Genomic DNA, 12,586 nt, shown 5'->3' on the forward strand with positions numbered 1-12,586 from the left:
TTCCTGCTTGACCTGCTGAGCCGCGAACTCACGCCCAAGACACTGCGACGCCATCGCGACAATCTCTGGCTGCTGGGAGGTGAATTGATCCGCAGGCGTTACGAGGACACCAGGCTCAAGAAACTGCCCGCGCAAGAGGCCATCGCCGAGTTGATAGAACCAGACGGCGGCCCTCTGATCTGGCCACGCATCAGCCAGACTGATCAAGACTCCCTGGATGCCACCTGTCGCAGGCTATACAGGTTTCTCGAAGCCCGGGAAAAACCGGCAGCTAAAGGGTAGCGTGCTGCCACGGCTTACCCACCGAGTGCTTCGCACCTGTGGACAAGCCGCCTTGTGTGCCAGTGAAAGGCACCTCGGCTTGTCCACAGGCAAGCTCGGTGGATAAGCCTGCACCTGCGCATAACATCGTTCAAAAAACCATACCTGAACTACGAAACCACCCATAAATTCCGCCGACCAAGCAAAAAAAATCTTGCTTAATTCCAGCGCCGTTGAGCGTTGTAGCAACACTCCCCAATCGAACTGCTCTCCATTCAGAATTCATAGCCGAGCGCCCCCAGTTTTTGCCGGATCAACACATCGAGTTCTACCCCTCGGGCCGTCTGCTCGCCGAGTTGCTCGGTCAGCTTTTGCATCTTGTCGATGAAGGCTTGGTCGTCGTCTTCGACGTCCTCTGCTCCGACGTACCGGCCTGGAGTCAACACATGGCCGTGTTCGGCGATTTCGGCAAGCGTGACACTGCGACAGAAGCCCGGCACATCCTCATATGGGGTCTTGGCATCCGCATTGCCACGCCACGCAGAGACTGTATCTGCGATTCGGTCGACGTCTTCATGGGCAAATTCGATCTGTACCCGACTGATGGATTGCCCCAGCTTCCGTGCATCAATGAACAGCACCTCACCTTTGCGGGTAGTCTTTTGCTTCGCAAGGAACCACAGGCAGGCCGGAATCTGCGTGTTGAAAAACAGCTGTCCTGGCAGCGCAATCATGCAATCAATGACATCAGCTTCGACCATCGCCGCGCGGATCTCGCCCTCGCTGTTTTGGCTCGAACTCATCGAGCCGTTCGCGAGCATAATGCCGGCGCGGCCGGCCGGCTTCAGGTGATACAGCATGTGCTGGAGCCACGCGTAGTTCGCATTGCCCTGCGGAGGCGTGCCATACACCCAGCGTGGATCACCCTCGAGGCTGCCGTGCCACCAGTCCGACACGTTGAACGGTGGATTCGCGAGCACAAAGTCCGCGCGCAGATCCGGATGCTGGTCGCGCACAAAACTGTCGGTTGGCTCCTTACCTAAATTGAAATCGATACCCCGGATTGCCAAGTTCATCGCGGCAAGGCGCCAGGTCGTCGGATTCGATTCCTGACCATAGATCGACACATCGCCCTGTTTGCCGCCATGGGATTCAACGAACCGCTCGGATTGCACGAACATGCCGCCGGATCCGCAGCACGGGTCATATACGGTGCCTTGATGCGGAGATAGCACAGCCACGAGCGTGTTCACGATGCTCGCGGGCGTATAGAATTGGCCGCCTTTTTTGCCTTCGGCACTCGCGAACTGGCCGAGGAAGTATTCATAGACTTGACCGAGAATATCCTTGGCCTTCGCGGTGTCGTCGCCAAAACCGATTTTCGAGACCAGGTCGACAATCTCACCGAGCTTGCCGTCAGGCAACTGCGCGCGCGCAAAACGCTTATCGAGAATGCCTTTGAGCTTGGGGTTGTCGACTTCGATCAGCGCCAACGCATCATCAATCCGCTTGCCGATGTCGGCTTGCTTCGCCTGCGCGCGCAGAGCTTCCCACCGCGCTGTTTCCGGCACCCAGAACGCATTCACCGCACGGTAGTAATCGCGGTCCTCGAGCTCAGCTGCGAGCAATTGGGGATCGTCGTCGCCCAGATAATATTCGTCCTGCTCGTCGAGAAACCGCTTGGTGAGCTCGTCACGACGTGCCTGAAACGCGTCGGAGATGTATTTCACAAAAATCAGCCCGAGCACGATGTGCTTGTACTCGGCTGCGTCCATGTTGGCGCGCAACTTATCGGCGGTCGCCCACAGGGTTTTCTTGATGTCTTCGATCATTGCTCTCTTTTTGGTCTGATTGCTGCGTGGACGTCATTATGGCGTTTACGGCTTCATGGTCTTTAAAGTGAAGCGCTATCGCCCCGTTTAGCTTCGTTCGACCGCGACGACGGATCAATAGAATGAGGCGGCACTGTATCGTCACCCGGCAGCAACGGGTCCAGTTGGGCAGCGAGCGCGAGCGCCCACGCTGCCCATGTTTTGCGGTCGCCCTCGAAGGCTCGTCCGGCGATCGCATCGGGCGTTGCCTGCTTGCTGTCGGGCTGCCACCTGTGCAAAAAGCCGGCTGACCCGGTCCGCTTCTGCCTGGGCGATCCGCTCGCGCTCGCGCCGCTCAGCGTCTTCGCGCTGTTTGCGCGCGGCTTCAAGTGCCTCCTCATAGGAAGACAGTGCCCATTCATAGCTGTGTTGCCGTGACTTCCGGTGTTGCCGCTCGCCAGTCAAGATGATCGCGATGGCGATCTCTCGTATCTTGCCTTCGAGTTTTCCTGCGTCATCATCGCTCCAAAATAGCACCTCGTCCGCCTCATTGTGTTTCCACCGGCCCACTTTGAGCTCGATCGCGAGCGGCTCAGCGGGTCGACCCGGTGCCTTGGATGGATGCCGTCGCGGCCGTAGCTTCGCGGTCGTATCGACCGTAAAGCGGACCCATTGATTGCCGACGTGCGCGTGGGTCTCCCGGGCGTCATTGCCGCGAATGGCAGGCTGTGCATCCATCTGAAACAGCAGCCCGAACAGATTGCTGATGAGCAGCAGGCGCCGTTGCTCCACGCGGCTTTCAAAACGGGGGACGTCGTAGGTTGAGCGTGGGGAGCGATCACGTGCCGTTCGACGTTCCTGGTCTTCACCCAGCAGCCGGGCAATGGCAGGATAGGGAGCATCAAGCGAGCGGGCAGGGCGCCAGCCTTTGGGCACCATCTTTTCGACGCGCGCGGCGACTTGTGCTTCGGTTTCTTCGTAAGCAGGGGGCTTGGGCGCCGTCGTTGGTTGGGACTCGGCACCGCGGTAGTGAGGGTATCGTCCTCCGCCAACGGTGACCTGATCGCTTTCACCAGGCGCACGAAGTGGTAAGGACGTTTTGCTCACAATCTGACCCGCGTACAGCTTGGCCCAGTAGCCGCGTGGCGGCAACGGGATATTGCTTAAACGGCAGGTCTTGGCGAGCCAGACGTCGGACACCTGCAGGGTTTTAGCGAGTGCCCTGATCGGTTCAGCCCAGACCCGCTCGTAAAGTTCGCGACGTGTAAAGAGATGACCTGTACCCATATCCGCGCGCTCCGCATCGCAATATGAAACCCTGCAATTTACACGCGGATCCGCTCAACTTCGTCGAGAGTAATGTCGTCTCGACGCCGGTCGTAGAGCTGGGTTGTGCGAGTCGATGCGTGATTGGCCATCGCGGCGGCGTTCTCCAGCGTGCCGCCGTTTTTCAGATAGGCGGTGATACCCGTCGCACGAAACGTGTGGTTGCCGATCTTCGTGCCGAGGCCAGCCGCGAGCGCCCGGCGCGTCACCATCGCGTACGCGTTAGCCTGGGGCAGGGCGGTGGTACTGAGCCGCCCGGTGCCACGCTGAATGGTGCGAAACAGCGGCCCCTTGCCATCGGCGCCAATCCCGGCGCCTTCGATGTACGTATCCAGATAGATTTCTAGCGTGTGGTGACAGGGCATCTCGTGTTGCTTGCCGCCTTTCTCGCGCAGGCGCACCCACAATCGCTTGTTCTGGGTATAGACGTCCTCAACCCGCATGGCGAGCGCTGCGCCGATGCGAGCGAACGAAAACACCATCAACGCAATCAACGCCCGGTCCCTAAGGCCAATGGGTGTGCTGACATCGATGCTATCGAGCAACTGCCGGGCTTCCGTTGCATCGAGCACGGGCGTCTTGCCCTTGCGGGTCGTGTGACTGGGGCCGCGCACGGACGCAGCGGGATTGTGCGGCACGACTTGGCCGATGACGAGCCAGTCAAACAGGTGACGAATCGCAGCTAAGCGAAGCTTGACCGTCGGCGCCGACAAGGTCTGCGTTTGCAGCTCGATCCAGGTGGCCACATGCAACGGTTGCACGGCTGTGACCGAGATCACGCCGACCTGCGCGCACCAGGTCAGGAATTCGCCTACCGCATGCGCATACGCTCGCCGCGTGTTCGGGTTGCGAATGGTCGATGCGAAAAACTCGTGAAAGCGCCCGCTCGCCCGCTCGCCGGCATTGATCACCACTGCCGGCAGTGGAGAGGACGATCGAACCGCAAGCGCGGCCTCAGACATGATCAGTCGCGGGCTTTTCGTGCCGTTCCGTGACGGCCATCGTCAGGTTTAAAAGGGCGTACAGCTCACCCGCACTGGTCGCATCAACTTCAACGTCGCCCATTGTCAGGCGCAACGTGCGCCCGGCTCGACCTTGCAGCCAGGCGCCGGTCGCCGCGGTGAGCGTGGACCCGGCGACGGGCGTGCACGGGACCATGAATTCCCCAACGAAGCCGTCACCCCCGTCCGCGTGGGCCGCCGTGAAAGTGACCGCGTCAATCTTGCCGCCCTCGGCACGGGCGAGGCTATAGAACTGCCGCAACTCGCGCTGATATCCCGGACTAAAGGACGCTTCGTCGTCGAGTGCGCGCACCAGGGTCAGGCGCAGGGTGTCCGGGGTCGGCATGGCGGCTCCTGATATATGTGATAAAGGCCATTATCATATATAAAAGTTATATTTAAGCGGCAAATCTTGAAGGCTTGGCCGTTGCTCCTAAAATGCGATTGTTGGAGTCTTCGTGCACTCCCATGAAAAATTCCCTTTCTCGGCCCTGGACCGAACGTCGCATTCCGCCCTATACCGCACCCCTGCGCGTATTTATCGTTGATGATCACCAAAATGGGGCCGACGCAATTGGTGCCTATCTGTCACTTCGAAACATGGAGTGCCGCATTGCGCCGGGCGGAGCGCAAGCGATTGAGATGGGAGCGGCTTGGCTGCCTCACATCATTGTGATGGACATATCAATGCCGGAGGTCAACGGGTTCGACGCAACGCTTGCTTTGCGGCGCGGTCTGCGCACGGGCAGCATCATTATCTTGGCATTCACCGCGTTGGATGAAGCTGAGGTACTAAGGCACGGTTCGCATGCGATGTTCGATGGCTATTGTCAAAAGGGGCAGTCCCCGGCCGCGCTAATTGCGTTGATCGAACATTTTGCGAATTAGCCACCACGAAGCGAAAAAAGTACGCAGTGGCGTCTTAATCGGTCTGTCAGGTGGGCCAAAGTCGATATGGGAACACCATGCACGGTTGATTACCCCAAACTATGAGCGCGAGGAACGCATGCCATTGTTCGACTTTATTGAAGCTAACCTCGATGCACTGGTTGATGACTGGGCCGAATTCGCCGGCCAGCTGCTGCGTGAGGGTATGCCGCTCACAGAGCGCGAACTGCAGGACTCCGCTCGCCACATGTTGCAGAGAGTGGCCGCCGATATGCGTTTGGATCAAAGCGGCGTCCAGCAGGTAGAAAAGTCGCGTGGAGAGAAGGGCGGGGGCGGTGGACGTGACGGACGCAGCACTGGAGCATGCGGACGATCGACTGGACCAGGGATTTACTTTCGACGATGTCGTGGCCGAATTCCGTTCGCTCAGGGCGACCGTATTGCGCCGCTGGCAGCAAAGCTTGGTGGACCCGGTTACGGCACTGAATGAATCAACACTTTAACGACGCGATCGACCAGAGGCTCACCGAATCGATCCGTCGTTATTCGCATCGGGTCAGTGGGACACGAGACCGTTTCGCGGGCGTCCTTGCTCACGACTTACGTTCGCCGCTCGGCGCGATCACCAACTCAACCGAGATTCTCCTGCGCGACGAGACGTTACCGACACCCTGCGTGAAGGCGGTCGTGAACATCCAGCGCAGCGCCACCCGCATGAGACGGATAGTCGATGACTTGCTGGACTTTGCCCGCGTTCGGTTGCGTGACACCTTGCCAATTAGCGTTTCGTCGCAGGACGCAGGGCGTGCTTGCAGCAATGCGTGTGACGAGGTCAGCGCTTCCTTTCCCCATGCAAACATCGACGTCTGCCTTGATGGTGACCTTGCAGGCGACTGGGACGGTGAGCGTATCAGTCAGTTGGTAATCAATCCGCTGGTCATGCAATCCAGCATGGTGAGGATGCGATCAAATTGTCCGCGCGTGGCAAAGGGGACTGCGTGACAGTGGCCGTTGCGAACGAAGGACAGCCCATACCAGCGCACCTGGTGGCGCACATCTTCGACCCGCTTACGCGCGCCTATTCTCCGCCAGAGCGGCGCGGCACAGCAGCCGGCATCGGGCTTGACTTATCTATCTGCAGGGCATTGCCCAGGCGCACGGCGGCAGCATCAACGTCGACTCAGCAGATACAGAGACCACGTCCAAAATGACGGTAGCCAGGGTGCCCAAAAATTAATATTTGTTGTTGAGAGGCGGCGCATCGCTTTTGTTGCCCAAAAGCACCCCTTGAAACTATGCTCATGAGCTTGTTGTCGGGTCACCGCGTTTTAATCGTTTTGTTCATCGAGGTTTTTGCTCGATGAATTGGATCCTTCCGTATCAGGCTTCGCGATTTGATCGTTACCGGCCGATGTTTTTGATACATCCAGCTCGTCGAGCTTTCTGTCGATTTTTTCACTATCGCCTTCATCAAGGCGGCGTTGCGCCTCTTCATCGGAGACTGGCTTTTCAGTCATCTACTGATTGATATCGGAGACGCTACCAATGTAAGTCGTCTTCTTTTCAAAAACTCGGTTAGGGTTCGCAGCAAGCTGAAAGTACGGCTGTCGGGCTACACCGGGCGTCAGTTCTGTTAATGTGAAACCTCTAGTACGATCTTTCCTGGAGGATGTGACACCGTTCTAGCCATCATCTCGTGGGCGGTCCGCGCCCTAACAAGCGGCAAGACCGTCCCGACCCAAGTGCGCAGTTTCCCACCATCGAACGACGCTCGCACGCTATCCAGCGTCGAAGTGTCGACAGCCACCAGCATAAATTCGGCCGACACTCCGTGCGTGGATGCTACCGTCTGATCTGGATTGGAAACCGCGGATACGAGGTTACCGCCGGCAGATATAAATTTGAACAAACTGGCCTGGGAGTCACCGCCCACTAAGTCGATTGCGGCATCGACTTTGGTCACTGTTGCCAAGTCGCGTCCAATGACCTGACTAGCGCCAAGCGCGAGTAATTCTGTAGTGACATTGTCGCCGCCCGTCGCGACTACGAACAGTCCGGCGGCATGGGCCAGCTGGACCGCATAGCGGCCAACGCTACCAGCTGCACCATGGATCAGGACACGCTGGCCAGGTTTCAAATCAGCACACTCGAAAAGCATTTGCCATGCTGTGACTGCTACTACCGGAACGGAGGCGGCATCCACGAAAGACAGCGAGGCGGGCTTACGCGCCAGCATGTCGGCACGACAGGCGGCATATTGCGCGTAGCCATTAGTGAAGCGCTTGTTGGTCACCCCATACACCGCCTCGCCAACAGCGAAGCCGTGGGTGCCCTTGCCGATCGCGACAACGACGCCCGAAATGTCGGAGCCCAGCGTCAACGGCAAGGGTTGCGGCAGCACGCTGTTGCCGCTGCGGATCCATGCGTCCCAAGGTCCCACGCCCGCGGCAAAGACCTTCACCAGCACCTCGTGCTCTGCGGGTTCCGGCACGGGGATCTGTTCGGCGTAAATGGCTTCGGGTCCCCCGAACTGCGCGACCCTTAGGGCGATCATGGTGACGGGGAGAGAATCCCCGCTTCCTGTTTCAGTGACTGCATTGACCATGGTGGCTCTCCATAGCGTGATGGCAGGATACGCGTCAGGGCACTTGCGGCGGCCCGTGGGGAAGCGCCGAGACTGTCCGCGCACGCTTACTTCAGCGGCAACTTGACCGGCTCGCCCTCTGCGGCGAAGGTGAAGATCAGCAGCCTGGCCGGCTTGCTCTTGCTGGGATTGCGCGCAATCAGGTGACTTGCGCCCGGCGGTTCGTACCAGCTCTCGCCCTGCTTGTAGGACTTCAGCGGTGCACCGGCCAGTTGCGACTCTACCGTACCTTCGAGCACATAGGCGAACAGCGAGCCGGGATGGCGATGCGCCGTCGATGCCTGCGAGGGTGCGAAGTCGACGGTGGCGATCAGCACGTTCTTGCCGCTAATTTCCGGGATGGCCTGCTTCATCAGCGGCGTGACGGTCTCTTCCACTGCATCGCCGTGCGCGTACACGGCGCCAGCGGCGAAGGTTGTCAGGCCGCTCAGCGCCGCCGCCAGGGCGGCACGCGAACGGGTGCGACAAATCAGCAGGTTCATGAATGTCCTTTGACTCGGGTGGGAATTCCGGACCTCGATCGCCAGGCGATTCCAGCTATCAAGATGAGCAGCGTCGGATCGGTCATGTTGTTCCGGTCGAATGATGGGTCGCCGCGCAATCACGGACGCGTCCGTGCTCGATGCAGTGATGCGCGAGCTCGGCGAGGACGAAGGCGATCCCGATCAGTCCCGCCCCAACGATGCTGAGGGTGTTCCGGTCGATGAACAGGAGCGCGAGCCCTCCGAGGACGCCTGAGCACGCAAGTCCAGCATAGGTGGCGGTATTGTTAAGGGCAAGCAGTAACGGCGCGACGCGCGGCGCGATTTTTACCAGCCGATGCTGTTGCGGCACGATCAGTCCCCATCCGCACACGCCCCAGATAATCAGCGCGATCACGGCGCTTCCCGTATGAGCGCCCGTCCACGGAAGCGCACAGAAATTGATAACGGCGACGCACAGCATCGCGTCAATGATGCTGCGACTTTGCAACCGATCGACGAGGTGGCCGGACAGCACGTTTCCCACGGTCGCCGCGATACCCCAGAACAGCAACAGGCCGGAAAGGACGCGTTCGTCACCGCCCGTCACCCTGTCCAGAACAAGGCCGGCATAGGTGTAGACCATCAGGAATCCTCCAAATGCAAACAGGGACGTAAGCAGGGTCAGCGCAATGCGGATATCGCGAACGGGAGCCAATCTCTCGCGCAGCGTGACGCGTGCAGGCCGCGGTGCAGAGCGCAGCATCGTCCACACGCCGAGCATCGCGACAAGCCCTAAAAGCGCCACGAACCAAAGGGTCGTTCTCCAGCTTCCAAAGCCACCGATGAAGATACCGATCGGCGCGCCCAGCGCCGTAGCGCCGGTCAGACCCGCGGTAACCGTGGCAAGCGCACGCCCTCTCTTCTCCGGTGTCGCAAGCGCGGAGGCGACGCCCAACGCAGTGGGCGAGAACAGGGCGGCGCCGAACCCTGCCAGGACGCGACTGAAAAGAACCGTGTTCAGGTCGGTTGCCAGCGCACTGATTACGTTACCCACGACGAAGATGCCGAGCGCCGACACGAGCAGAGGCTTGCGCGGCCATCCGCCGGCCACGGCTGCCATTACCGGCGCTGCAACGGCATATGACAACGCGTACAGGGTGACCATCTGCCCGGCGAGGCTGACGGATGTATGCAGCGATGCCGCGACGCCGGGCAGGATTCCAGCCACCACGAAGTTGTCCGTGCCCATTGCGAACATGCCGAGCGCAAGTATGATTAATCGACGATCCATTTGAGCGACCTTTGTGTGACGTGTTTAGTCTTTCGCTTCAGGGGGCCTCCCTACAGGCAGAGGAAGCCTCGCATGCCGGAGCCGGAGTTACGCTGGCGTTCACTGGCGTACTGAAGCACTGATGGCATGGGCACAAGGATAGTCATCGTTGACGGCGTCGCAAATGACGTATATACAGGCGATTTAGGACATCGAGCAGGACGGAATATGCACAGAATCGGTCTCGTCGTGTTCCCCGGTTTCTATCTGATGGGCTTTGCGGCCGCGAGCGCGTTCGAACTCGTGAACCTTGTGGTCGGGAAACCGGCCTATGAAGTGACGGCTGTTTCGGAAGCGGGCGGACCGGTGCCGACCTCGTCAGGAATTCGGGTAGAGACGCAGCCTTTCGGCGACGCCGTTTTCGATACGGTGATGTTCGGTTCGGGTCTTGAGACCGACGTGACGTCCCCCGCACTGAGCGATTTTGTCAAACGTTCGCTTAAGACATCGAGGCGTATCGCGGCTCCGTGCACCGGCGCTTTCATTCTGGCGGAAGCGGGGGTTCTGGACGGCAGGCGCGCGACAACTCACTGGCGTTTCGCGCACGATCTGCAACGCCGCTTTCCGAAAGTAATCGTCGATGAAGATCAGATCTTCGTTGTGGACGGACCGATCTGGACATCGGCGGGCATGACAGCCACCGTTGATATGGCGCTTGCCATGATCGAGAAGGACCACGGCAAGGACGTGTCGCGCACGGTCGCGCGCAAACTCGTCGTCTACCATCGGCGTGCGGGCGGTCAGTCGCAGTTCTCCGCGTTGCTCGAACTGGAGCCGAAGTCCGACCGGATCCAGAAGGCCATTGACTACGCGAATGCCAACTTGCGCAACCCGTTGTCTGTGGAGGAGCTCGCCGAGGTCGCGAGGCTGAGCCCGCGCCAGTTCAGCCGAGCCTTCAGCGCGGAGACCGGCCAGTCGCCTGCCAAGGCCGTTGAACACCTGCGCGTGGAAGCCGCAAGGCTCATGCTCGAACAGGGGCGCCATTCGATGGACGTCATCGCCTTTGAAGTTGGCCTTTACGACCGGGACCGAATGAGGCGCGCGTTCCTGCGCACGCTCGGCCAGCCGCCGCAGGCAATTCGGCGCTTCGGCCGGCAAAGTCGACCATCAACGAAGAAGGCCGACCGTGCTCGAACTCCAAATTCTTAAGTCCGAACCGGCGAGGGCCATTTCACCTTCATGGGACGAAGCGCATCAACTATCGCGAAATGATCGACCGCATCCTGAGGATCATTTGTCGGATGTATACGGAGGAAAAGTTGATCCCAAGTACCTCGCGATCAACGAACGAAAACGCCCGTTCGTCCAATCGCCCGACATATATTCATGCGCCGAGGCTATTCCGTTTAGCTGCCCACATCGTAGTTTTGACATAACACCTGTCACCGCGCACCACAACAACGATGAATCGCAACTATCAGGCGCAAGCGTCGAACGGCGGCCGCCTTCTTGCAGCTATTCTTTGAGCTCGGGCCGCGACTGAGCAAGCTCGCGGCGAGCCTCCGTCAACTCGGCGCGCAGGGCCGTCATTTGATTCGCCGAATCGCTATTTTCGTCGCCGTTACGCTAATTGAGGCCACCCGCTGGCGCTGCCGATAAGCAGTCTGCCGCTCTCTGCGGTGGTCATCGCATCTGGTTGCGCGGTCGCCCACGACCGCGCTTGGGCGCCTGCGGGTCGGATTTAGCCGCCACCTCGGATCGACATCTCCATTTTTCGTTATATGTAACGAATATTCAACGTGCAAGGGGTTACTCGCAAGATCGGCGCTGATTGCCGGCGATCGGCGGAGCCGGCGGTGACACCGCAAGGGCTAGCCGATCCCGGCCACCGCCGGCATGAACTATGCGGCAGCTAAGCGATAGCTCAAGTGCTCATTTGAGTAGATGCCCGAGTCTCAGGAGCGCAGACATGCCCCTACGAAACGAGTAAAACTTTATTTCCGTACAGGGTGGTGTCGAAAGCCAGCGGATTGCGACAGACAAGATCGCGTGGATCCGCGGCAAGCTGGAGGACTTCAATCGCACCGAACTGAAGGACCGTGATTCGCGGATATTTCCCGGCCAATACGCGCCGGTGATGGTCGTCGAAAGCGGTCAACTTGTGTGAAGCCAATGCGATACCAATGTCGTCCCGCCGGCAAGCCGGCGTTCTACGATACCAAGTACCCGGGCACCTACAACGCGAGGCGAGACAACCTGGAAGGATTCTGGAAGGGGCTCTTCGGATACACACACGGCGTGATGTTGGTGAGCGCGTTTTATGAAACGTACCCCGTCACCGCGTCGAAGCTCGTGAGCTGGCCGAAGGCGAGAAAGAAGAAAATCTCGTGCTCGAGTTCAAGCCAAACCCGCCGCAGGACGTGTTGATCGCTTGCCTATGGTCAAAGTGGACAGGCAAGGGCGAGCCGGACCTGTTGTCTTTCGCTGCTGTGACTGACGATCCCCCTGCGGAAATCGCGCTAGCCGGTCACGACCGCTGTATTGTTCCGATCAAGCTCGAGAACATTAACGCCTGGCTCAATCCAGACCCGGCCAACCTGGCAGCTCAGTACGCCATTCTCGACGATCGTCATCAGCCGTATTACGAGTATTGTCTCGCAGCTTGATTTGGGGGGAGCTGCGATTCACTTGGTGCGAGGTCATGGACGCGCTCGATCAGGCGGTTCTCATCGGTTATTTCAATCTTGCGCGGGGCGCACGACGTGGCATGTCCAACGTTTAAAACTGTCTCGTAACCGCACCTGCGTAGTGTCTTCATGATTGCAGTGGTGGGAGCGCCTTTGATGCAAGGCTGATGCGACGCGGCCGGAGCGATATTCACTGCGTGGGAACGGGAGTGACTGTCCTTGCCTTGCTACAAA

At 59.3% G+C, this 12,586-nt stretch carries 13 protein-coding genes and 2 pseudogenes; 7 read left to right on the forward strand and 8 right to left on the reverse strand.

Translation table 11 applies throughout. The annotated features are described in order from the left end of the window. Positions 1-282: pseudogene (locus tag ACMX25_RS35545) on the forward strand (hypothetical protein); the annotation flags it as partial. Between the two features lie 254 nt (positions 283-536). Here the strand turns inward: ACMX25_RS35545 and ACMX25_RS35550 are convergent. The 4 genes from ACMX25_RS35550 to ACMX25_RS35565 form a co-directional block, all read right to left on the reverse strand. Further along, complete coding sequence (locus ACMX25_RS35550; protein ID WP_414954565.1) at positions 537-2,093, reverse strand: class I SAM-dependent DNA methyltransferase; 1,557 nt, start codon at positions 2,091-2,093, stop codon at positions 537-539. 141 nt (positions 2,094-2,234) lie between these two features. Then, on the reverse strand, positions 2,235-3,359 hold the full coding sequence (locus ACMX25_RS35555) for a hypothetical protein (protein WP_414954566.1): 1,125 nt from the start codon (positions 3,357-3,359) through the stop codon (positions 2,235-2,237). 38 nt (positions 3,360-3,397) lie between these two features. Next, positions 3,398-4,360, reverse strand: a complete 963-nt coding sequence (locus tag ACMX25_RS35560; protein ID WP_414954567.1) for a tyrosine-type recombinase/integrase — start codon at positions 4,358-4,360, stop codon at positions 3,398-3,400. Beyond that, positions 4,353-4,745, reverse strand: a complete 393-nt coding sequence (locus ACMX25_RS35565; RefSeq protein WP_414954568.1) for a hypothetical protein — start codon at positions 4,743-4,745, stop codon at positions 4,353-4,355. The genes ACMX25_RS35560 and ACMX25_RS35565 overlap by 8 nt, the downstream gene beginning before the upstream one ends. A 122-nt stretch (positions 4,746-4,867) precedes the next feature. On the opposite strand from ACMX25_RS35565, the gene ACMX25_RS35570 reads away from it, so the two are divergent. The 4 genes from ACMX25_RS35570 to ACMX25_RS35585 all read left to right on the forward strand — a co-directional run bounded on the left by ACMX25_RS35570 (position 4,868) and on the right by ACMX25_RS35585 (position 6,498). Then, a complete protein-coding gene (locus tag ACMX25_RS35570) occupies positions 4,868-5,287 on the forward strand; it encodes a response regulator (RefSeq protein WP_414954569.1) in 420 nt (139 codons plus the stop codon). Positions 5,288-5,405: 118 nt separating this feature from the next. Further along, positions 5,406-5,777, forward strand: a complete 372-nt coding sequence (locus ACMX25_RS35575; RefSeq protein WP_414954570.1) for a hypothetical protein — start codon at positions 5,406-5,408, stop codon at positions 5,775-5,777. Then, positions 5,774-6,289 (forward strand): sensor histidine kinase, encoded by a 516-nt coding sequence (locus ACMX25_RS35580; protein WP_414954571.1) that lies wholly within the window; start codon positions 5,774-5,776, stop codon positions 6,287-6,289. The genes ACMX25_RS35575 and ACMX25_RS35580 overlap by 4 nt, the downstream gene beginning before the upstream one ends. Further along, positions 6,259-6,498 carry an ATP-binding protein gene (locus ACMX25_RS35585; protein ID WP_414954572.1) on the forward strand — a complete coding sequence of 80 codons (240 nt, stop codon included), beginning with the start codon at positions 6,259-6,261 and terminating at the stop codon, positions 6,496-6,498. Before ACMX25_RS35580 ends, ACMX25_RS35585 begins: the two co-directional genes overlap by 31 nt. Before the next feature lie 117 nt (positions 6,499-6,615). Here the strand turns inward: ACMX25_RS35585 and ACMX25_RS35590 are convergent, their stop codons facing one another. The 4 genes from ACMX25_RS35590 to ACMX25_RS35605 form a co-directional block, all read right to left on the reverse strand. Next, a complete protein-coding gene (locus ACMX25_RS35590) occupies positions 6,616-6,804 on the reverse strand; it encodes a hypothetical protein (protein ID WP_414954573.1) in 189 nt (62 codons plus the stop codon). 116 nt (positions 6,805-6,920) lie between these two features. After that, entirely contained in the window at positions 6,921-7,892 is a 972-nt protein-coding gene (locus ACMX25_RS35595; protein ID WP_414954574.1) for an NADP-dependent oxidoreductase, read from the reverse strand. An 86-nt stretch (positions 7,893-7,978) separates the two neighbouring features. Next, on the reverse strand, positions 7,979-8,413 hold the full coding sequence (locus ACMX25_RS35600; RefSeq protein ID WP_414954575.1) for a cupin domain-containing protein: 435 nt from the start codon (positions 8,411-8,413) through the stop codon (positions 7,979-7,981). Positions 8,414-8,495: 82 nt separating this feature from the next. Then, positions 8,496-9,686, reverse strand: coding sequence for an MFS transporter (locus tag ACMX25_RS35605; protein WP_414954576.1), 1,191 nt, complete (start codon positions 9,684-9,686; stop codon positions 8,496-8,498). Positions 9,687-9,893: 207 nt separating this feature from the next. Here ACMX25_RS35605 and ACMX25_RS35610 point away from each other — a divergent pair, with 207 nt between their 5' ends. Both ACMX25_RS35610 and ACMX25_RS35615 read left to right on the forward strand, forming a co-directional pair. After that, positions 9,894-10,874: a GlxA family transcriptional regulator gene (locus ACMX25_RS35610; protein ID WP_414954577.1), complete on the forward strand. Its 981-nt coding sequence runs from the start codon at positions 9,894-9,896 to the stop codon at positions 10,872-10,874. A gap of 808 nt (positions 10,875-11,682) precedes the next feature. Continuing rightward, a pseudogene (locus ACMX25_RS35615) lies at positions 11,683-12,331 on the forward strand (SOS response-associated peptidase family protein); the annotation flags it as partial. Positions 12,332-12,586 lie beyond the last annotated feature (255 nt).

The sequence above is a fragment of the Caballeronia eucalypticola genome (genome assembly GCF_047608185.1).
Classification (GTDB): Bacteria; Pseudomonadota; Gammaproteobacteria; order Burkholderiales; family Burkholderiaceae; genus Caballeronia.